The organism is Streptomyces sp. UF-297 (genome assembly GCF_058245575.1).
Genome location: NZ_JBSIBZ010000021.1, coordinates 93,647 through 116,140 on the forward strand (window position 1 = coordinate 93,647; position 22,494 = coordinate 116,140).

10 protein-coding genes are annotated in these 22,494 nt (G+C 72.9%); 9 read left to right on the forward strand and 1 reads right to left on the reverse strand.

What is annotated here, in order from left to right; all coding sequences use genetic code 11:
* Nucleotides 1-187 precede the first annotated feature (187 nt).
* From AC4IJH_RS15245 to AC4IJH_RS15255, 3 genes are read left to right on the forward strand one after another with little or no spacing between them, the layout of a single operon-like run.
* Nucleotides 188-12,334, forward strand: coding sequence for a TcdA/TcdB catalytic glycosyltransferase domain-containing protein (locus tag AC4IJH_RS15245; protein ID WP_490852210.1), 12,147 nt, complete (start codon nt 188-190; stop codon nt 12,332-12,334).
* Complete coding sequence (locus tag AC4IJH_RS15250) at nt 12,334-15,063, forward strand: right-handed parallel beta-helix repeat-containing protein (RefSeq protein ID WP_490852211.1); 2,730 nt, start codon at nt 12,334-12,336, stop codon at nt 15,061-15,063. The genes AC4IJH_RS15245 and AC4IJH_RS15250 overlap by 1 nt, the downstream gene beginning before the upstream one ends.
* Before the next feature lie 46 nt (nt 15,064-15,109).
* Nucleotides 15,110-16,273 carry a hypothetical protein gene (locus tag AC4IJH_RS15255; RefSeq protein WP_490852212.1) on the forward strand — a complete coding sequence of 388 codons (1,164 nt, stop codon included), beginning with the start codon at nt 15,110-15,112 and terminating at the stop codon, nt 16,271-16,273.
* A 69-nt stretch (nt 16,274-16,342) separates the two neighbouring features.
* On the opposite strand, the gene AC4IJH_RS15260 is transcribed toward AC4IJH_RS15255, so the two are convergent.
* Nucleotides 16,343-17,236, reverse strand: a complete 894-nt coding sequence (locus AC4IJH_RS15260) for a hypothetical protein (protein WP_490852213.1) — start codon at nt 17,234-17,236, stop codon at nt 16,343-16,345.
* Between the two features lie 264 nt (nt 17,237-17,500).
* On the opposite strand from AC4IJH_RS15260, the gene AC4IJH_RS15265 reads away from it, so the two are divergent.
* The 6 genes from AC4IJH_RS15265 (at nt 17,501) to AC4IJH_RS15290 (ending at nt 22,301) form a co-directional block, all read left to right on the forward strand.
* Nucleotides 17,501-18,301 carry a S1 family peptidase gene (locus tag AC4IJH_RS15265; protein ID WP_490852214.1) on the forward strand — a complete coding sequence of 267 codons (801 nt, stop codon included), beginning with the start codon at nt 17,501-17,503 and terminating at the stop codon, nt 18,299-18,301.
* A gap of 470 nt (nt 18,302-18,771) precedes the next feature.
* Entirely contained in the window at nt 18,772-19,437 is a 666-nt protein-coding gene (locus AC4IJH_RS15270) for a class F sortase (RefSeq protein ID WP_490852215.1), read from the forward strand.
* A gap of 110 nt (nt 19,438-19,547) precedes the next feature.
* On the forward strand, nt 19,548-20,228 hold the full coding sequence (locus AC4IJH_RS15275; RefSeq protein WP_490852216.1) for a response regulator: 681 nt from the start codon (nt 19,548-19,550) through the stop codon (nt 20,226-20,228).
* A gap of 91 nt (nt 20,229-20,319) precedes the next feature.
* Complete coding sequence (locus AC4IJH_RS15280; protein ID WP_490852227.1) at nt 20,320-21,474, forward strand: sensor histidine kinase; 1,155 nt, start codon at nt 20,320-20,322, stop codon at nt 21,472-21,474.
* Between the two features lie 142 nt (nt 21,475-21,616).
* On the forward strand, nt 21,617-21,751 hold the full coding sequence (locus AC4IJH_RS15285; RefSeq protein WP_490852217.1) for a hypothetical protein: 135 nt from the start codon (nt 21,617-21,619) through the stop codon (nt 21,749-21,751).
* A gap of 19 nt (nt 21,752-21,770) precedes the next feature.
* Nucleotides 21,771-22,301, forward strand: a complete 531-nt coding sequence (locus AC4IJH_RS15290) for a GNAT family N-acetyltransferase (RefSeq protein ID WP_490852218.1) — start codon at nt 21,771-21,773, stop codon at nt 22,299-22,301.
* Nucleotides 22,302-22,494: the final 193 nt, after the last annotated feature.

Genomic DNA, 22,494 nt, shown 5'->3' on the forward strand with positions numbered 1-22,494 from the left:
AACGCAGCGCGGGGGCAAACGGTTCAACCCCCTCCGCACCGGGCCGGGCGCGGGAGAGTGATCTCCTTCACACAATGAACCGATCGCTCCGCCGGTACGTGAACGTAAGTGTGAAGTCCGTTGACCCTGCTGTGCCGGGGGCAACTGCGACAGCAGTGCAGTGGACCTGGGGTGGGAGGAAAAGGGCTTGGCTACGCGTCCCGGTGACTGGGGTGCCCTGGGCCTGGGTGGCGACCCGGTCCCCGGCGACCCCGCCGCCATCAACCTCATCGCCGACGCGATGCGCGACCTGGCTACCAACGCGGGCACCATCAACGCCGGGCTGAAACAGCTCCAGAGCTCCGCCGGTGACGGCCAGCGCTTCATCGGCAAGACCGCCGACCGGCTGCGCGAGATGGTCGACGAGCATCTGCACAACTTCGTCGGCCACGTCGAGGAGTCCTTCCACAAGGCCGAGGCGGCGCTGCGTACGTACGCCAATGCCGTCACCACCGCGCAGAGGGATGCCGACCAGGCGCTCTCCACGGCCTCGGGCCTGGCCGAGGACGACCCGCAGCGGCAGGTCCAGACCGAACGGGCCAACGAGGCCCGCAATACCCTCGCCGCCGCGGCGCGCACCCTGGACACCCAGCTCACCGAGGCCGGCAAGCTGATGGTGCAGCCGGTCAGCGACTGCGACCTGTTCTGGGAAGCCTTCCAGTGGCTGACCATCGTCATCTCGGTCATCGCCATCTTCACCGGCGGTGCGCTCGCCGTCGTGGCCTGGGGCATGAACGCCGCCCTCCTGGCGAAGACCATCGTGGACTTCAGCCAGGGCAAGGCCACCGGGCTGCAACTGGGCCTGGCCTTCCTCGGCGTACTCTTCCCCACCACCAAGGCCCTGCCCGTCGGCGCCATCCTCAAGGGCCTCGGCAACGTCATCAAGGGCGGGTTCCAGGGGCTCGTCGCCGGCGGCAAGGGCCTGCTCTCGCAGATCAGCCAGTTCTCCAGGCTGACCGGGATGCCCAAGGTCGTCATAGCGCCCGTCGTGATCGGCATGCGCCTCGCCCCGGCCTTCAACGTCGTCGCGGGCGCCCGTGGACTGGGAAACCTCGCCAAGAGCGGCTGGAACAGCCTGGTCACCAACGTCGCCAAGGACTGGGCCCGCTACACCGGCCAGGCGACCGGCACCTGGGGCAAGATCGGCGCGTACGCCGGCGTCAACCTCCAGCGGCTGGGCCGGCTGACCGTGGCCACCTTCCTCCCGCTGAACGCCACCGAACTGCGCGTCCTGGGCTGGGGCGGCGCGGCCCGGCTGGCCTTCGGCGAACGCGTACTGGGCATCGCGCAGCCGGAGCTGCACACGCTGCTGTCGAACGCGGCCCGCTGGGACGCGGCCATGAACAAGGGCATCCTGCCGGGCACGCTGATACCGCACACGCCCACCGGCCTGACGGGGCTCCACAACGCGCCCGGCGGCCTCATCACGGCCGGGAACGTGACGGTGCCCGGCAACCTGGGGGTGCCCGGCTCCCTCAGTCTGCCCGGCAACCTCGGTGTGCACGGCGCGGGCAACGTCGCGGGCGGGCTGCACCCCGGCAGTACGGGCCTGCTCACCCCGTCCCCGATGCCCGGCGTGCAGACCCTCCCCAGCGGGCTGGCCGTGCCCACCGCCCACGGCACCGGTGCCGCCCAGCTCGTCCACGAGATGGACTTCCAGCTCGGCCACGTCCGCATGGACAACAACCTGCTGCTGTCCGCTCCGACCGCCATCGACCTGCTGAGGGAAGCGCACGTCCCCTCGCCCGCCGCGCACCTGACGTCGGAGCCGTTGCAGGTCCACGCCCCGGACGTGACGTTCCAGACGGGGGCGGGAAGCGGCATCGGCGACGGCGTGGCCATGGCGCGCGGCGCGGTCGGCCACGCCGAGGCCCTGCAGGACATCACCTTCCCCGAACTGCACGCGCTGGCCTCCGGCGATGTGACGGTGACCGCCATCAGCGCGGACGGCATCAGCCTGCGCATCGGCGACGCCGCCCCGCGCGTCATCGACGGGCACGCCCTGGCGAGCACCGCGCCGGTCGGTGCGGCACCGAAGGTGGACCTTCCCGGCATGCCGCTGACGGGCGCTCAGCATGCCGCGTCCGCACCCAATGTGATGGGTCATCAGAACTCTCTGGTCACTCCGCACGGCGAGTCGGCCGCCCCGCACACCGTCACCGCGCCCCCGTCCCGCACCCAGTCCTTCACCAAGAACCTCACCGACCCGGGAGCCGTCACGCCCTCCGGCGCCCGCGATCCGCTCCGTACCGCTGCCGGTGACCTGGCCCCGGGGGGCGTCGGCAAGCCTCAACCCGCCCTGTCCGCACACGAGTTGGCGATGGACCTGCTGGGCGGCGCGGAGCGCAGGTCGCTCGCGGGGCGCAGCGCCAACGGCCACGCCGGTACGGGCGGCCCCGCGGGCGTCTCGGCCCGCCCCGAACTGGACACCGCGGGCGCGGGCGGCGGGAACAGCGCCCTGGACAGCGCCCTGGACCTGGTCGCGCACCCGGGCGGACCCGCCAAGGCCGACCCCGTCCCCCAACTACCGCTCACCGAGGCCGCGAAGGGCAAGGCCAAGGCGCCCGACCCGGCCCCCGCCCCCGCCCCCGCGCCGCCGCCCGTGCACCCGGTCGGCCGCCCCTTCAGCGCACCCCAGGACGGCAGCTTCGGCGGCTTCGCGGCCTCCGTCGTGATGAACCAGCGCAGCAGGCTCCGCCACGAGCTGATCGTCGGCGCGTCCACCGGGCCCGAAGCCGGTGCGAAGATCAACGCCTGGGTGCGGTATGAGAGTTCCCTGTCCGGTCTGGCCAAGGCCGAACGGCGGGTGGACGGCCTGCTGCCCCCGCCGGGCGCGGCCGACCCGGCCACGCCCACCCCCGCCATGGCCAAGGCCCTGGACGACCTCGGCGTCCAGCGCGCGGAGGTCGCCAGGGCCGAGGCCGACCTGGACGCGCTGGGTATCGACCCGCACCTGACCCACAATCAGATCCGGGCGGCCGTCGGCGGGATCTTCACCGAGCGCGGCGGCATCCTGGGTGGCGCGCCCAGCGAGCGGACCGCCGCCCGGGTTCCCGGTGCCGGTGACGGTGACGCGGTCGTCACGGTGTACGCACCGCGCCGCGGGGACGCGGAGCTGGACGAGGCGAGTGCCGCCTCGGGCCTGTTCGTCCTGGAGCGCAGCGCCGACCAGAAGGTGATCGTCAAGCGGCTGGACGGGCCCGGCGGCACTCCGGTGCGCACCTGGACGTTCACGCCGGGCTTCGGCCGCCCCAGCCTCGGCGCGGAGACCGTCCGCCTCACCGGGGGCCCGTTCGACGGAGCGGTGCTCAACATCCGCGTCAAGCTGGATGTCTTCACCGCCGAACCGCTCGCCGGCCCGGGCGGCACCTGGCCGGCGAAGGCCGAGGACCGGATCGTCATCGCCTCCGCGGACGGCAGCCAGATCTACGACCGGGCCACCGGCCGCTTCATCAAGTCCTCCCCCGTCACCCGCGCGCCGGAGGGCGGCCGCCAGGGGGCCATGGTGGACCTGTCGAGGACCCATCTGCGCGCCGCCGCCGCCGACCGCAGTGTCGATCTGCTGATGAAGGACGTCATGGGCGGTTCCTTCACCTCCAAGCGCGGCTACGGCGGCTTCGTCAATCCCGGCGCGCTGGAGGACGGCACGCTGCTGGCCAAGGTGGAGAAGTTCAACAAGGTCGCCGAGGACCTGCTGTTCGAGGGATCCAACCAGCCGGTCACCGTATGGCGCGGGGTCTCCATGGACCCCCGGTCCGCGCAGGCGGACGAGTTCCTGGAGCGGCTGCCGAGCTCCACCTCCAACGACCTCGCCTTCCAGCACGAGTGGGCCAAGAACGGCGTCGCCGGCAACCGGGCGGTCTTCGAGATCGACCTGCCCGCCGACCACGGCAAGCTCGCCATGGCCTACCCGCCCGGCTACACCAAGGAGGCGGGCGACCCGCCCGCCGTCAACCCCGACCAGGCCGAAGTCACCATCTCCCCGACCAAGTTGATCCGTACGGGCCCCAACCGAGTCGAGGACGGCATCACGATCGTCCCGGTGCGGGCGGAGCAGATCCCGGCGGACCGGCTGGCGGACGTGATCAAGGAGCCGTGGGGCGGCCTGGACTCGAAGACGGCGTTCGAGGACTTCGGCCGGGCCTTCGAGCAGTCCTCGATCCGGCGCTGGGACGACTTCCACAACGCCGCGGTGCGGACGAGCACCAGCGACGACGGCCTGGTGCGGAACTTCCATGTGTCCAGGCCGAACTCCGCGGGCGAGCTCACCATCACCATCACGCACCGGCCGCAGGACAACGCGGTCGCGCTGACCTTCACCGACAGCGCCGGGACGACGCTCCTCCACAAGCAGTGGAGCGGCACCGGCTTCCGTCATCTGGCCGGTGACCTGCGCGGCAACGTCCTGCACAACAGCGACGAGCTCTCCCAGCTCCCCAAGCCCGCCTCCTGGAGCGAGTCCCTGTCCGAGGCCGGGGCGCGCGAGGCCGAGGCCAGGGCCGAGGTGTTCCGCGTCGACGGCGACAGTGCCGAGACGCTCGGCGCCCGCATGAAGGACTGGAACGACGTCGCCGGCGCGCAGCACACCTACGACAACGCCCTGCGCGACCTCGACACTTCCGGTCACCGCGCCGACGGTTCCTCGTCCGGCCCCTCCGTCGCCGACCAGGCCCATGCCGACTTCCACAGGGCCCAACGGTCCCTGGAGCAGGCCAAGTCCGCCTTCCGGTCGGCCCACGGGCTCGACCCCGACGTCATCGCCGACAAGCTCCACGACCTCCAGCTCAAGTCGCTCAAGGAACGGCCGCGCGTGCTCGGCGGCGCACCTGGGGCGCGCGGCCCCGGTGGCGCACACGGGTCGCGCGGCCCCGGCGGCGCGGAGGCCCTCGGCTCCTCGGGCTCGAACCAGTGGCTGACGGTGGGCGGCCCCGGAGCGGCGGGCGGCGCCCCCGTACAGGTGCCCAAGACGATGCACTTCGTCTGGCTCGGCGGCGAACTCAGCGAGGGGGCCCGGCGCAATCTGCGGGAGTGGGCCGAGAAGGCACAGCAGGGCGACTGGGAGATCAAGGTCTGGACCGACGAGGGCGCGGGCGCGGCGAACGGGGAGTTCGTCACCTCCCTGCCCGGACGGGTGACGCTCGCCCCGATCGACCGCGAGCTCTTCCACACCGCACCGTCGGAGGGCGCCCGGTCCGGGGGCCTGGCGGAGCGGATCAAGCGCGCCCTCAAGGTCCGGCCCGCGGGGACCGGGGGGTCCGAGGTGCCGTGGAAGCTCTACGAGTGGGCCCTGAACAAGAAGGGGTACGCGATGTCGTCCGACGTCGCGCGCTATCAGATCCTGAGCAAGCACGGCGGGGTCTACGCGGACGTCGATCTGGCCCCCGGCGCGGTGGCGCTGCCCGAGCAGCACTGGGCGATGCCCGGCGGGGCGTCCACGGCGCCCTTCTTCGGCCCCCTGCTGCGGGACTCGCAGAGCCTGGGACGGATCCTCGGCAAGGAAGGGGCGATCGCCTCCCCCGACCTGGTCAGGCAGGCCGTGAACACCCTGTACGACCAGGGCAGGCTGGGCAACCACTTCATCGTCGCGCCGCCCGGCAACCGCTTCATCGACCACCTGCTGACCAACCTCAAGGACCCGCAGGCGCCGGAGAACTACCTCAACTGGGCCATGGCGGACCTCCACAAGGACGCCGGGGCCCGGACCGGCCCCGGCTACATCGAGATCCAGGCCATCACCTTCACCAGGCAGCACGGACACCCCGTGGAGAGGGCCGTTTCGCCCTGGAAGATCGACGGCACCTCGCGCGAGTGGTGGAGCGACATCAAGTGGCTCACGGACGAGAGCGAGATACAGGAAGGCCGCCCGGCACCCGGTACGGGACCGGACCCGGACGCGGCCCCTTCCGCGCCCGCACCGACGCCGTCCCCCAAGGGCAAGGAGCGCGCCGACAGCCCCTGGCAGGCGGGGCCGGATACCTCCGCCGTACCGCACGCCCCCGCCGTACCCCATGCCCCCGCCGTGCCGCGTCCCCCGTCCGGCGTGACCGGGGCACTGGACGAACTCGGCGCCAACCCCGGCCTGCCCGGCGGCGCGCCGCGCCCGCCGGAGACCGTCGCCTCCGACGTCCCCCTCCCGCAGCCAGCCTCCGCCGAAGGGGAGTTGACGCCCGTCACGGCCGCAGGCGACGGGGCGGACGCGGCGCCCGGCGCCGTACACCTGCCGACCCCGCACGACACCGCCACGCCGATCGGCCCGCACGACTGGTCGCCGGCCCCGCAGCGGCCCGACGCGCTGTGGCACACCGGCACCGGTGACGAAGCGGGCCGCACGATGGTCAACCGCGCCTTCGAGAAGCTGCCGGACGCCGGTCACCACGCCATGACACCGGACGGCTACCTGGACTGGGTGCGGGCGAGCGTCGGCGCCGAGCACCAGATGTCCTTCGTGGTCAACACCATCGCCCCCTACCGCGACCTCGCCGGAGGCCTCCAGGACTTCCTGGACTCCATCACCCGCGGACTGGACGGCTTCGACGGCCGCGTCGGCGTCGTCATCGGCGTCAACGGCACGGCCGAGCGCCTCGACGACATCTACCGCGCGATGAACCACGCGATGGACACCGTCGAGTTCGACCGCCCGCTGGCGCTGGTGGCCACCACCTTCACCCGCAGGGCCGACGACAGCTTCCCCTACGGCACGGTCCGCAACCACACCATGACCAGCCCGGCATCCCGGGCCATGGTGCACTCCCTGGCCCACGGCGGTGCGCAGGGCCCCTCCCACCCGTACTTCGCCTTCATGGACTTCGACGTGTACGACCATCTCGTCCCCAGCGGGCGGCATGTGTTCAACCACTTCGACGACGAACTCGCCATCGCCCCGGGCATCGAGCCCCTGCGGCCCCTGAGCATGGTCGGCGGATACCGGCTCCCCACACCGACCGGCCGCCTGGTGGAGATCGACGACGTCATGGTCGACAGCTCGCTTCAGCGGCTGGTCAGCGAGACCCGGGCGCGCATGTCGGGCCCGCCCCACCCCACCTTCACCCCCGAGCAGTTCCGCTTCTTCCGGTCCGTCGTCGACGCCGACATGCGTATCCGCGCCACCCTGGCCAGGACGCACCCGCTGATGCCGTACGGGCCCGAGCCCAACCTCTTCGTGGACGCCAGGGCCACGATGGTGGACCGGGTCCCGCTCAGGGGCGACGCCTGGCGCCCGCTGCGGTTCGGCGCGTCCTCGGCCGAGTACAAGGGCCTGCGCGAGACGCTCAACCACTTCAACGCCTGGGAGCTGGACCGGACCCTGCCCGCTGTCCCCGGCAACACCGAGCCGCGCAGGATCGCGGCCGTCAACTTCACCCTGCCCGACCGCGGCGTCGCCTTCTTCACCGACTTCGTGCACGGCGCCACCCCCACCGACCTGTCGCGCCTGATGGCCAAGTTCTTCGAGAACGGCACGCCCAAGGGCGTGGGAGCCATGCCGCAGGAGCACCTCACCCTCAAGGGTGTGGTCGACCACGCCTTCGGACGCGACAACTTCGAGGTCAACCCGGCGCGGGTGCCCAGCAAGGACGGCCTGATGATCAAGGCTGCCCGGGATCACATCGAAGGCGGCTGGAACTCACCCCGGAGGGCATTGCTGGACGAGCCGTTCACCCCGGCCTCCGCCAGGCCGGGCGAGCGCCCCGCCGCCTTGGGAGAGTCCCCGCGGGACACCCTCGACCGGCTCGGACACAAGCTGACCGCGCAGGAGGAGATCAGGGCGACGGAAGGCATGGTCACGACCGTGACCAAGGGCCTGAAGGAGGCACGGGACAGGCTCGGGAAACTGGAGCGCACGCCCGGCGCCACCGCGAAGCAGTTCACCGAGCTGGAGGACAGACTCACCAAGCTGGAGGCCAGATTCGCCGAGACCGAGGGCCGGTTCGGGGCGCCGTCGAACGATCGCGGTGCCGCCGAGGGCACGTCCCTGACACCCCAGGACAGGGCCGCCTCGCTGCGGAACCGGATCGACGCGCTGCAGGCCGGGCTGGCGGAGCCGGAGGACCGGCTCAGGGCGCTGAAGGCCGAGCTCCAGGCGGCGGAGAACGAGCTCAGGCCGCTGGTGAACAAGCCCAACGCGCTGGGGGAGGCGCACAACACCCTCGGCCTCAACGTCTCCACCCGCATCCCGGGCTCGCGCTCGGAGCTGGTGGTGGGCATCGCGCCGCAGGACAAGCACGTCGTCTCCCACGCGGTGGCCGCGGCGTCGGAGGAGACCCACTTCTTCCGGCATCTCACCTATGTGCTCGGCGACCTGCTGCCCAACGGAGGCCTGCCGCGGGACTCCCTGTTGCGCGCCCTGCCGGAGCCGCCGCCCGCGGGTGCGACGGGCCGGGCCGTCCAGACCGGCCCGGTCCTGGACGCCCCCACCCTCTTCGCCCGTATGAGGCAGCAACTGACCAGGAGCGAGGACATCGACGGCATCGCCGGGCTGCTGCGCGACTTCCACGACCGGGGCATGGACGGCCGCGCCCTGAGCATCGGGCTGGCCACCGGCCGGCTCGAACCCGACCTGACGGCGCTGGGCAGGCTGCACGCCGAGCGGGAGAGCGGACAGCTCGACCCCGCCCTGTCGTCCGAGCAGCGCGCCCGCGCCCAGGTCCAGACCGAGGTGCTGGAACGCTACTCCCAGGCGCTCAACCGCCCCTTGGAGATCCACGGCACCGGGGGCAGCACCCACACCGTGGTGCCGAATGTCCGCAGGGCCCAGGGCCCTCTGGAGATCACCTGGAACGGGGACGAGGGACACTGGACGGTGCGCGTCCAGTCCGCCGGGCACGCGAACGGCAGCGGCCCGGCACCGGCCCCGCGCCCGGACGCCCCCGCCACCCCGCCGCCCGGCCCCCAGCACCCCGCGCCGCACTCTCCCGAGCCCAAGTCCCCTGCCACCGGCGCCGGTTCGCCCCCCACCGGCACCTCCGGCGCGCCGCACCTCACCGGGGCGCAGGAGCGCGCCCTGGCCAGGGACACCGTCGTCCGCGGCGGCGCCACCGGCCCCGAGGCCACCGCCAGGACCGAGGCATGGTCCCGCTACGAGGGCGCGCTGCAGCGCACGGCGAACGCCCGGCGCCGGCTCGACGAGCTCGTCCCCGGACCCGGCGAGGCCGGCCCCTCCACCCTCCACCCCGGCGCGATCGATGCGCTGGACGAACTCCGGCTGCGACGCGTGGAGCTGACCGAGGCCGAGGACGGCCTGCACCAGTTGGGCATCGACCCCGAGACCGTCCACCGCGACCTCGCGGACGCCTACCGGAGGACCGCCGTCGCACGCCACCGGCGCGGCGAGAACCCCGGCCTCCTCGGCGGCTCCCCAGCCACGGTGATCTCCCCCGCCGAAGACGCGCTGACCCGCTACCAGATGGCGCTGCACCACCTCGACGACGCCCAGCAGCGCGTGCGCCGCGTCGTCCCCGGCCCGGACCAGCCGGGGCCGTCCCAGCCCACACGGCGGATGCGCGAGGCGCTGGAGGAACAGGACCGGCGGCAGACCGAGCTGACCGAGGCCGAGGACCGTCTCCGAGAGCTGGGCTTCGACCCGAACGAGGTCCTGGAGAGGATCGAGCGGGCCGCGGCGCCGCCCCACCCGCACGGCGCGGCCCCGGGCTCCTCCGCCGGAGTGCCCCGTCTGCAGCGGGAGGTGTCCCTCATGAGCGGTCTGACCGACGCTCTGAGCGGGACCCACCTGCGCGGCCCCGAGCCACAGGTACTGCAGCCCACCGTCCACGGCCCCTACGGCGCAGCCCCGCAGACAGTGGGCAACCCGGCCGCCGGACACCAGGCGACGCCGGACAGCCGCCGGCTGGCGCACGAGCTGACCTGGCGTGAGGTCCCCGGTATCGGCCAGAACGTCACCCGGGGCCCCATTTACGTCAATGACGCCTTCCGGCAGCTGGCGCGGCACGGCAGCGACCCGATGGACGCGGATGAGTACTACGCCTGGATGCGGCAGAGCATCGAGGAGCGGCGGCCCATCTCGTACGTGATCAACGCCGTGGTGAAGTACACAGACATCACGGGAGCACAGGGGCGCCAGGCGCTGCGGGACTTCCTGGACGCCGCGCTGCACGCTCCGCGCGGACAGGGCTTCACCGGCGACGTCGGCATCGTCATCGGCGTCAACGGGCCCGCCGGCGAGATCCGCGCGGTCGGCGACGCCATACGCGAGGCCATGAGCAACGTCGCTTCCGACCGCCCGCTGGCCCTGGTCGGCATCGGCTGGGGTGGCACCAAATTCCCCTTCGGCACCGTGCGCAACGCCACCATGACCAGCCCGGCCAGCCGGTCGCTGGTGCGCTCGATGATGTCCGGCGACGCCCGGAACGCCCCGTCCCACCCGTACTTCGCGTTCATGGACGTCGACGCGTACGGCCACCTCGTGCCCAGCGGACGGCACGTCTTCCGCCACTTCGAGCTGAAGTGCCACTTCCCGGAGCCCAGGCTCCCCGGGTACCCCGAGGGCACCCGGCCGCTGCGCCCGCTGATGATGGTGGGCGGCTACCGGATGCCGGCCGAGGACTTGCACGCACAGTTGCTGCGTGACACCAACAGGCGCCTGGACGAGGGTGCCAAGGAGGTGTGGGACGAGGTGCAGGAGGCCAGGAGGAAGGGTCAGCCGCCGCCCCAGCACTGGAACAAGATCGTGGACGAGCAGGGCAAGGCGCTGCTCAACGTCGGCGAGGCGCAGCTGCCCGACTTCGCCGGCCGGATCCGCGCCGACATGCGCTCGCGCGTCGGCCAGGCGGGCCTGCACCCGATGGTGCCGTACGCCCCCGAACCCAATCTCTTTCTGGAAGCACCGGCGACCCTGATGGACACCTTGAAGGTCGACGGCGCGGACGTACGCCTGCGATTCGGCCCGAAGGGAGGGGAGTTCCAGATGCTCAGCCATGCGCTCAACCAGGTCAACGCGGGGGAGCTGAACAGGGCGCTGCCCGAGAGGCTCACCGAGCAGGAGATCGAAGGAGCGCTGGCGCAGATGCCGCGGGGACAGGCGGCGCAGGCCGTCGAGGACGCGGTCGCGCACCGTCTGGCGGAGCGGAGCATTCACGCGGCCAACGACACCCACCCGGAGCGGGGGGTGCCCTTCATCGCCGACTTCGCGGGCGCGGCGATCGAGACCGACCTCTCCCGCATCATGGCCGGGTGGCACACGCCGGGCAAGCAGATGCCGCAGGACCACGCCGGCCTCCAGGCCAAGAACCAGCTCTATGACGGCCGTTCCGGCACCAAGGACCTGGGCATGGTCGGCTACCGCACCAGGTTCTTCCAGCAGAACGCCGTCGCGGGGTACCAGGCGGAGCCGTTCAAGCCCATCGTGTCCGGTCCGGCGGACCAGCCGCGCACCGCGGCCGACGCGTTCGGCAACGCCATGGGCTCGGAGGGCAGCAGGCTCGGGCCGAACGTCTCCACGCCGGTGCCCGGCAGCGACAACCTCCACGCGGGTATCTCCCCCCAGGACCGCAGGCTGGCCACCCACGCCTTCACCCTCAACTCCGAGGCGGCGCGCCTGGTGCGGAATCTGCGCGCCGTCGCCGTCGGCAACCCGCCCGTCAACTCCCCGCTGGCGCACCAGATCCGGCTCACAGCCGCGCAGGGCCACTACTTCCGGGGCCCGATGCCGCCGGGAGCGCGGGCCACCCCGCCGGTTCCGCCGGACACCTCGCTCTTCACCGCCCTGGCACGGGCCCGGGGCGCCAACGGCCAGTCGCTGATGCCGGAGAATCTGCTCGTCGACCTGCTGGAGAGGCACTTCAAGTCGCACAAGGCCGCCGAGCGGGCCGTGGAGGAGGCGCACGCCAAGGGCACCGACGGGCGCGAGCTGTTCGTGGCGCTGGCCACCGGCCACCACCGGCCGCGCCTGCCGTTCCAGGCTCCCACCGGCAACCTCGCCCAGGACCCGGCCCAGCAGCTGGCCCTGACGTACTTCGCCGACACCATGGGCCGTCGGATCACCGTGATCCACCCCGACGGACACCGCGCCTTCGGCCTGCCCAAGAAAGCGCCCACGGGCCGCGACCTGACCGTCGAATGGCACATGCCGCCGCTCCCGGCCCCCGGCAAGCCCGCGGGGTCCTGGACCATCGCCGAGGACGCGCGCGACCTGGGGAACACGACCACCGGCGGGCCCACCCGGCGGCGACGTGGCGGCGCCGGTGCCGACGGCGCGAGCGCGGGTTCCCGGGCCCCCAAGCGTCGCCCGGCAGTCCGCCCCGCCCCGCCCGAAGACCCCGACACCCATATGGACACCACCTGATGACGACGGACACGAACCACCCCGGCCCGGCCGCCGTCCACCACGTCGCCCCGGACCGCCCCGGCGCGCACCCCACCCTGACCGCCGCCCTGGCCGCGGCCGCGTCCGGCGACGAGATCCGGGTGGCGGCCGGGACGTACCGGGAGTGCCTGCGGGCCGAACGGGAGCTGACCGTGCGGGCCGTGGGCGGCTCGGTCACCCTCGTCGCGCCCGAGGGCGGGGAGGCCGCCCTCAAGGTGCTGCCCGGTGCCCGGGTGACGCTGGAGGGACTGACGGTACGGGGCGCCGCGGCCGAGAGCCCCGCGGCGGTGCTCTCCGGCGGCAGCGCCCACTGGTCCGGCGGCGGCATCGACCGCGGCCGCCTCGAAGTGCTGCACGAGGCCGCACTGACGATGACCGGCGCCCGTCTGGCCGGCGCCGCCCTGGCCGGCGCGCTCGTCCGTACCACCGGCCGCGTACGGCTCACCGACTGCCTGGTGGAGGGCGTCGAGGGCACCGGCATCGTCGTCGGCGGCGCCTCCCGCCTGGAGCTGGAGGGCACCCGCATCAAGGCGGCGGCCGGTTCCGGGCTGCGCATCCGCGAGGACGCCCGCGTCGTGCTGCGGGACTGTCTGGTCGACGGGGCGGGCCGCAGCGGGCTGCTGGCCGAGGACCGGGCCGCCGCGCTGCTGGTGGACTCAAGGCTGCGGGGGTGCGGCACGGAGGCCGTGCGGGTGCTGGACAGTTCGCCCGTGCCCGGGGCCGACCCCGGTGCGTACGACACCCCGCCGGCCGAGGCGCACGGCGGACTGCTGCTGTACGGCTGCGAGTTGAGCGGTTCGGGCGCGGACGCCGTGCACGCCGCCGGCCAGGGGGATGTGCTGCTGGACGGCTGCCTGCTGCGGGACTGCGGCGGCTCGGGCGTGGCGGCGGGGGAGCGGGCGCGGGTGCGGCTGCATGGCTCCCGCGTCCTGCGCACCACGGCCGCCGCGCTCATGGCGTACGACAGTGCGCGGCTGGCCGCCCGCGAGGCGACCGTACGGGAGTCGGCCGCCAACGGGCTGCTGGCGACCGGCAGTTCGGTGGCGGAGCTCACCGACTGCGAGGTGACCGGATCGCGGTTCAGCGCGGTGCACAGCGGTGGCCGGGCTGAGATGCGGCTGACCCGCCTGCGCGTCGGCGGCACCGCCGAGCACGGGCTGCACGCCGTCGCCGACAGCCGCCTGGAGCTGTCGGAGATACGCATCGCCGACTGCGGCATGTCGGGCCTGGACCTCGCCGACGCCGCCCGTACGGAGGCCACCGGACTGGCCGTGCTGCGCTGCCGCAACGGCGTCGTCGCCACCACCTCGGGCGCGGTGCGCCTGACGGACTGCACGGTCACCGACGCCGAGCGCGCCGGGTTCACCTTCGGGCCGGGGCAGGACACCGGGCTCACCGGTGGGCGGGTGCTGCGCGCCGGAACCGCGGGGCTGGTCTTCGAGGACGGCGCCACCGCGCGCGCCGCAGAAGTGGAGATCGTCGAGGCGCGGGGCTCCGGCGTGGTCGTCGCGGCGGGCGCCGAGCCGCGGGTCCAGGACGTCCGTATCGTCCGCCCCGGCAAGAACGGGCTGATCGTGGACGCCAAGGGCGGCGGCCTCTTCGAGGACTGCGAGATCACCGGCCCCGGCTACCCCGCCGTACACCTGGGCGAGGCGGCGAGGCCCGTACTGCGCCGGGTGCGGGTGAGCGACGCCGAGGAGGACCTGAGCGCCGATCCGGACGCCGAGCCGACGGTGGAGGGCTGCACCTCCTGGCGGGTGCGCGAGGCACAGTGGCCCGCGCCCTTCGCCCCGGCCACCGCCACCGCAGGGGGCACGCCGTCCGCCGGCCCGGACCGCACCGCGCCACAGGCCCCGCCCACCGAGGCCGACCTGGACGAACTCCTCGGCGAACTGCACGAGTTGATCGGCCTGGACCGGGTCAAGCAGGACGTGGCCTCGCTGGTGAAGCTGATGCGCATGGTGCAGCAGCGCAAGGCCGCCGGGCTCGCCGCGCCGCCGCTCAGCCGTCACCTCGTCTTCGCGGGCAACCCGGGCACCGGCAAGACCACCGTGGCCCGCCTGTACGGGCGCATCCTGGCCGCCGTGGGCCTGCTGGAGCGCGGCCACCTGGTCGAGGCCGACCGCGCCGCCCTCGTCGGCGAGTACGTCGGCCACACCGGGCCCAAGACGCAGCGCGTCTTCAACGAGGCGATGGGCGGCGTGCTGTTCATCGACGAGGCCTACTCCCTGGCCCCGGCAGGCGCCTCAGGCGGCAACGACTTCGCGCAGGAGGCGATCGCCACCCTGGTGAAGCTGATGGAGGACCACCGGGACGCGGTCGTGGTGATCGTCGCGGGCTATCCGAACGAGATGGAGCACTTCATCGACTCCAACCCGGGCCTGGCCTCCCGCTTCAACCGCACCCTGCTCTTCGAGGACTACGGCACCGAGGAACTCGTCCGGATCGTCGAGCAGCACGCGGCGTCCCACCAGTACGAGCTGACCGACGCGGCCCGCGCCACGCTCGGCGGCTACTTCGACCTCGTACCGCGCGACGGGCGGTTCGGCAACGGGCGCTCGGCGCGGCAGACCTTCCAGGCGATGACGGAACGGCAGGCCTACCGGGTCTCGGAGATCGCGGCACCGACCAGCGCCGACCTGACGACGCTGTCCGAGCTCGACGTCCCGGAGCTGGACCTGCCCGCGTCCGTACCCGTCACCCCCTGAACACCACAACTCACCGACCCAGCAGGACCAACAGGAGGAACCCGCGTTGTCGAAGGGAAACAGCAGCACAGGACCGGACGGGTCCGGCGCTCCCGACCGTGAGCAGTCCGGCTTCGCGGAGACCTTCTCCCGCGGCGCCAAGGTGCCCCCGCGCGGCCTGGCCCCGGGCCGCCGGGTATGGAAGACGCTGGTGGGCACCCCCGTCGTCGCGGGCCTGGCCGTAGGGGCGGTCGCCCTGGTCACACTCGGCGCCTCCCAGGTCCGCTTCGGCGACGGCGACCAGCAGGCAGTGGCCGCGGCCCAGGGCAAGCAGCAGGCCAAGGCAGATGCCGCCGCGCCGCAGGGCCCCGGGCCCCGCAAGGGCGGCGGCGCGGGATCCGGCGGCCAGGGCTCCGCCGTCCCGCCCGGCGGCGGCAGCGGCGGGGCCCCGGGCGGCGGCGGTACGGCACCGGATGTCTCGGGCGGCGGTGGTGGTACGTCGGGCGGCGGGTCCGGCGCGGCCGATGGCGGGTCCGGCGGCGGATCCGGGAGCGGTGGCGGTGGCGGCACTGGCGGCACGACGTCCGGTGGCGGCACGGCGGGTGAGTCCGGTACGTCCTCGGACGTGACCGACGACCCCGGGGGCGCCGTGGCGCCCGACGACATCAGCAGCAAGCCCAGCGGCCAGACCCGGCAGCTGGCCGGCAGCAAGGTCCTCTACAGCGCGATCGCGGGCCCCGGCTGCCCCACGCCCTCCCGCGGCGGTTACAAGGAGCAGGGCTACTACCGCGACGGCTCCAAGGGCTGGTACGGGCTCGGCGGCGGCAGCACCACCGAGGGCGGCTGCAACGGCAAGTTCACCGCCGTACCGATGTCCGGGGACAAGAACAAGGACAACAAGAACCGGGTGATGTGGTGGTGGGAGCCGGGCGCGGCGGCCAAGACCTGCACCGTCCACGTGTACGTCCCCAAGGGGCCCAACGACCGTGACGTGGCCGGGCAGCCGACGAAGTACCACGTGCTGACCGACCCCTTCAACCGCGACTCCAAGTACGGCAGCTTCACCGTGGACCAGAGCGCGCACCGCGGCTCCTGGCAGTCCGGGGGCACCTTCGCGGTCAAGGGCGGCAAGATCGGCCTGAAGCTGCTGGACCGCGGCGACGACTGGTCCTCGGGCCGCAAGCTCGCCCACCACGCGGCGGCCCCCGTCAAGATCACCTGCAACGGCTGACGCGGGGCAGGGCCGCCGCGGGCGGGCCGGGGCGGGCGCGGAGGTTCCTGGCCCGCGCGCGGCAGGCCGTCAGGTGTCGCAGTCCAGCACCGTACGGCACAGCCCGCAGCGGGCCCGCACCTGGCCGCGCACCGGCACCCTGATGCGCTGATGGCACACCGGGCAGGGGAACGAGACCCGCTGCCCGGTGCCGCCCGCCGGTCCTTGGAAGGCGTAGCCGTCGCCGTGCGGCACGTCCCGCGCCAGCCTGCGGTCCTTGGCGTAGCGGCGGCGGCCCGCCCATCCGGCGGCGCTCAGCGGCGGCCGGCGCGCGTCCTGGCGGGCCCGCGCCAGCCCCGCCGTATAGGCCTCGTACGCCTCGGGGCTGGTGAACCACGTCGCGGGGTCCTCGCCGAAGACCAGCGCGCGCTTGGCCAGGACGTACCCGAACTCCTCCGGTGTGAGATAGCCCAGCTTCTGCGAGAAGCCGCCGTTGTCGCGGTAGGCGTCCAGCAGCAGCCAGCCCGCGCCGAGGTAGGTGGTGACGGTGTCGGTGAGGATCTCGTTGTCGCGGGTGCCGGGGAAGGCCAGGCCCAGACGGTGCAGATACACGTGCGTGACCTCGTGGGCCAGCGCGGCGCCGATGTCCTTGCGGTGGGTCTTGAAGCGGGAGTTGAGCTCGATGAAGTACTCCGGGCCCGCGGTCAGTTCGACATTGGCGGCGTGCTGCATGTCGCGGAAGGCGACGATCGTGCGGGCGTCGGGCAGCCGCAGGTGCTGCACCATGACGCGGGCCACCCGCTGCACGCCCAGATACAGCTCCTCCTCGTCGCCGAAGGCCACATCGGCGGGCGTCACGCTGAGGTCGAAGGAGCGCACCCCGTCACAGGACAGCCGTTTGTAGAGCGCCGTGACGGCCGAGCGCACGGTTTCGAGATGGGGAAATCCGTGTTCGATCCGACGGTCGGTGCCACCCACTGCCACACCGCCACTGTACGGGTGGGACGGTTCGTCCGGTATGGGGCGCAGTGAGTGTGGGTAGAACGGGAGTTGGCCGAAGGTACACCCTTGTCACCCTGATCGCTCAGTCCACATAATCGCAGGGCGCTTCATGGACTCACCCCACGGGGTCCGGACGCCTTACGGCGTGCTGCCGACTTCCAACGCTCATTTCCCGGCGGTGGCTTCCGGTTCCGGTATTGGCATGGGCCCGTCAGGCGTACGTAACCCCCCACGAGAGGAAGCGCGTTGAAGAGCTACCTGAAGCACCTCAAGAGAACCACCGCCGTCGGCGCGATCGCGCTCGCCGCCTTCAGCCTCCACTCCGGCGTGGCCGGTGCCAGCCCCACCCCCACGCCCACCGGCACCAAGGTCGTCGGCGGCACCAAGGCCGAGCAGGGCGAATTCCCCTTCATGGTCCGCCTGTCCATGGGCTGCGGCGGCGCCCTGTACGCCAAGGACATCGTCCTGACGGCCGCGCACTGCGTCGACGGCTCCGGCCCCAACACGTCCATCACCGCCACTGCTGGGGTTGTGGACCTGGAGGACTCCAAAGCAATAAAGGTCAACTCCACCGAGGTACTCCAGGCGCCCGGCTACAACGGCAAGGGCAAGGACTGGGCGCTCATCAAGCTCGCCAAGCCCATCGAGGGCCTGCCGACCCTGAAGATCGCCGAGGACGACAAGTACAACAGCGGCGACTTCGACATCGCCGGCTGGGGCGCCGACAAGGAAGGCGGCGACCAGCAGCGCTACCTCCTCAAGGCCAAGGTCCCCTTCATCGATGACGCCACCTGCCAGAAGGCCTACGGCGACTCGCTGACCCCCGGCGAGGAACTGTGCGCCGGCATCCTGAAGACCGGCGGCGTGGACACCTGCCAGGGCGACTCCGGCGGCCCCATGTTCCGCAAGGACGACGCCGGCGAGTGGATCCAGGTCGGCATCGTCAGCTGGGGCGAGGGCTGCGCCCGTCCCGGCAAGCCCGGCGTCTACACCGAGGTGAGCACCTTCGCCGCCGACATCAAGAAGGGCGCGAGCCAGCTCGCCTGACCCGGCTCCCGACCACCCGGACCCGGCACCCCGGCACCCCCGTCACGGGCCCCGGCGTGCCGGCCCTCCGGCCCTCCGGCCAACAGCCACCACCGGCCCCCGCCCCCCTCCCACGCGAAACCGCGCGCCTTCGACCGCACGCCGCCCCACCATGCGCCGGACGACTACGGAGCCTCTGACGGCACGCCGTCCGATCGAGCGCCGGGCGACAACCGGGCCTTCGGGTTGCATGGCGTTCCGCCGAGCGCCGGTCAGCAGCGGGCCTTGGGTGACGTGTCGTCCCGCCGAGCCCCGGACGACAACCGGGCCTTCGGCGGTACCCCACCCCACCCCGCCGCATGCCCGGCCCCACCAGGTCTTTGGTCGTATGCCGTCGGGACCCCGCTCGTCCTTTCGGCCGGGCCACCGCCCGGCAGGCCTGGCCGGACAGCCGATGACCGGGCCGCCCGCCGCTGCCTAGCGTGAAGTGTGTGACCACCACGACTTACCGCAGCGCCTATCGCCGAGTCGACGGCAGGCTGGAGCGCGCCCCGCAGCCGCGGCCGCCGCGCCGCAGTGCCGAGCGCCGGACGACCGTGCTGGCCGCTCTGCTGCTGGCGGCCTCGGCCGCCACCACCGCCTGGGTCACCCTGGGCGGCCCCGAGGACTCCGTACGCTCCGACGGGCACGCCCCGCCTGCCCCGCCCGCAGGCAACCGCGCACCCGTCAGCCTCGACATCCCCACCGCCGAGGTGCACACCCGGCTGATGGAGCTCGGCCTGAACCCCGACGGCACCCTCCAGACTCCCGCCGCAGGCCAGGGCGCCTACGCGGGCTGGTACGGCAAGAGCGCCAGGCCCGGCGACAAGGGCACCTCCGTCATCGTCGGTCACAACTCCACCCGCTACGGCCGCGCCGTCTTCCACGACCTGCGCCGGATGACCAAGGGCGACCGCATCGACATCACCCGCGCCGACGGGACCCGGGTGACCTTCCGCGTCACCCGCACCGAGAACGTCGCCAAGGCCACCTTCCCCGGCGAGCGCGTCTACGGGAACACCCCGGGCCCCTCCCTGCGCCTGATCACCTGTGCCGGCGCACTGGACGGCAACGGCCACCCCGTCGACAACCTCGTCGTCTACGCGGCCCCCGCGTAGCCGGCCCCGGGTCACCGGTTGCGGGGCGAGATCACCGCAGGTCAGATGGAACAGCGGGAGCCAGGCCGCTCCCGCGCGAGCACAGCGCAAGGACAGGGCGAGGGACACACATGCCGATCAGCGTCGTCGTCGCGGACGACCAGGAGATGGTCCGCACCGGATTCCGGATGATCCTGGAGAGCCAGCCCGACATCGACGTCCTGGACGACGTCGTCGACGGCGAGGCCGCCCTGGAAGCCGTGGACCGCCTGCACCCCGACGTCCTCCTCCTGGACATCCGCATGCCCAAGCTCGACGGCCTGGAGGTCACCCGCCGCCTCGCCGAGCGTTCCGCGGCCCACCCCGAGTACCACTCGAAGCCCCGCATCGTCATCGTCACCACCTTCGACCTGGACGAATACGTCCACGCCGCGCTCAGCGGCGGCGCCTCCGGCTTCCTGCTGAAGGACGCCAGCCCCGCCATGCTCGTGGAAGCGGTACGCGCCGCCGCCGTCGGCGACGCCCTGGTCTCGCCCGCCATCACCGTCCGCCTGCTGCGCGAGATGGCCCCCGCGCCCGGCAAGGGCGCCCCGGCCCGTACCCTCTCCGAGCCGCTGACCGACCGCGAACAGGACGTCGTTCGGGCGCTGGCCCGCGGCAGGACCAACGCCGAGATCGCCACCGAGCTGTACGTCTCCCTGTCCACCGTCAAGACCCACCTCGCCAACGTCCAGACCAAACTTGACGCCCGCAACCGCGTGGAGATCGCCGCCTGGGCCTGGGAGAGCGGCCTGGCCGCGGGCGGAACGTGAACCGGCGCCCCCGGCCGTTCGCTGTGCGTACCTTCGAGCGCCCCCGGCCGCCCGCCGCACGCACCCGCGGCGGAGCACGCCCATGAGCCCGATGACCGGCTGGGCCAAGGCCCACCCCCGCGAGGCCGTCGTGGCCAAGGTGCTGCTCGCCGCCGTCCTCCTCTTCCTCGTCGGCTTCGAGAGCGTCGCGCTCGCCCGCCAGCCCACCCGCCCGCACGCCATCGTCGTCGCCACCGCCGTCGTGGTGTGCCTGTGCGCGGTCCCCTACTCCTGGATCCCGCTGAAAGTGCGCGCCTGGACCGCCTCCTGCGTCTCACTGGCCGGATCGATCGTCCTGATCGCCGGACAGCACGCCCTGGAGGTCTGGGGCCTGGGCGAGGGCATCGCCCTGCTGGTCCTGCTCACCTCCGTGCTGCACCACGAGCCCGGCCGCACCGCCGCCGTCCTCGGCCCGATGCTCGGCCTGGCCTGCATGCTCGCGCCCATGCGGGACATCCGCCTGGGTGTGTGGACCGTCGTCTACGGCGTCCTGACCGTGGTGGTCGCCGCCTACTCGATGATCCTGCGCTGGCAGGACGCCCAGCGCATGCGCGACCTCGCCGCCGTACGCACCGCCGAACGCCTCGAACTCGCCCGCGAACTCCACGACCTGGTCGCCCACCACGTCACCGGCATCGTCGTCCAGGCCCGCGCCGCCCGCTTCACCTCCCTGTCCGGCGACAAGGCCGACGCCACCTTCGAACGCATCGAGACCTCCGGCGGCGAGGCCCTGAGCGCCATGCGCCGCCTCGTGCGCATCCTGCGCGAGGGCGAGGCCCGCACCCAGCCGGTGGCGGGCCTGGCCGAAGTACGCGAACTGACCGACGCCTACGCCCGCACCGGCCCGCCCGTCGTCCTCTACATCGAAAAGGGCCTCCCCGAGACGATCCCCGCCGAGATCGCCGCAGCCGTCTACCGCATCGTCCGCGAGGCCCTGACCAACATCCGCAAACACGCCGCCGACGCCACCGCCGTACGCGTCGGCATCCGCACCGTCCCCTCCGGCGTGGAGGTACGCATCGCCAACGACGGCGGCGACTCCGCCCGCCTCTCCGAACAGGCCCGCGGCGGCGGCTTCGGCCTGGCCGGTCTCACCGAACGCACCGAAGCGATGGGCGGCCTCCTCACAGCAGGCCCCGCTCCAGAAGGCGGCTGGGAGGTCACGGCCGTCCTCCCTCTGGACCACGAAGGGAACCGCGGGCCCTGAGGCCATCCGTTCGAGGACCTGCTGGAGGCGGTGCGGGCAAGCCGTTGCTCGGGGAGGAGAGCCTGCCGAAAGCCCGGCGTCCGGCCCTCGCGGACGGGATATACCGGGCGACCGGGCCCGAGTCGGGCCGGGAAGGGTGGCGATGGCCTTCTACGGGGACCTGTTCCGGCCGGTGGCGGCCACCCTGGCAGCCACCTTGGCGGCCGGTGATCCGCCGTTCACCGCGGCGGAGGCGGAGGACGGTTTCGAGTACGGGCCGGGGCGCCGCCGCCGGTGACCATGGCCTGCTCGGCCTGATGCTGGCCCGGGCCTTTGCCGAGGACCCCGTGGTCAGCTCCATGGCCCCGGCCGGGCCTCGCATGGCGCAGCTGATGGCCAGCGAGATCGCGCACCGCTTTCCTGTCACCGACGTCGCCGTCGATGAGGAGGGCAGGCTGCTGGGGGCAGCCGTGTGGGACCCGCCCGGGTCGGGGACATCGCCGCTGCGTCTGATCCGCACCGCGCCTGGTGCGCTGGCCTCCATGCGCGGGCGGCTGCCGCAGTCCCTCGCCTCGATCCACGCGTTGGAACAGGAACGTCCCGCGGAACCGCACTGGTATCTGGCGATGCTCGGCGCCGACCCGCTCGCCCGGGGACGCGGCGTTGCCTCTGCGCTCTTGCGGCCCCGCCTGGCCCAGGCGGACGGGCAGAAGGTCATGATGCATCTGGAGACCGGCAACGAGGCCAACGTCCCCCTGTACGAACGATTCGGGTTCACCGTGACCAAGAAGATCAGCCTCCGTGCGGGCCCCACGGTCTGGGCCATGGACCGGCTTCCCCGCGCCTAGCCCAGATGCGCGGAAGGCCGGGCACTGCCGGGCCGAGCTGGCGGGTCAAGCCGGCTCCAGGCGGCGGGCGTCAGGTTTCTCAGTGCTGCCGTACGGCGTCCTTCCCCTGCCCACACCCGTGTTAGCCGGGTGTTAGCGGTGCGGCAGTCGTGCGGTGGTGGCCCGGGTCAGTGTGGGTGTCGTACCGAGGAGA

What these genes read in the sequence shown, in the direction of transcription:
- AC4IJH_RS15250 (WP_490852211.1), top strand. Translation starts at nt 12,334, where the DNA reads ATGACGACGGACACGAACCACCCCGGCCCGGCCGCCGTCCACCACGTC.
- AC4IJH_RS15275 (WP_490852216.1), top strand. Translation starts at nt 19,548, where the DNA reads ATGCCGATCAGCGTCGTCGTCGCGGACGACCAGGAGATGGTCCGCACC.
- AC4IJH_RS15280 (WP_490852227.1), top strand. Translation starts at nt 20,320, where the DNA reads ATGACCGGCTGGGCCAAGGCCCACCCCCGCGAGGCCGTCGTGGCCAAG.
- AC4IJH_RS15285 (WP_490852217.1), top strand. Translation starts at nt 21,617, where the DNA reads ATGGCCTTCTACGGGGACCTGTTCCGGCCGGTGGCGGCCACCCTGGCA.
- AC4IJH_RS15290 (WP_490852218.1), top strand. Translation starts at nt 21,771, where the DNA reads ATGCTGGCCCGGGCCTTTGCCGAGGACCCCGTGGTCAGCTCCATGGCC.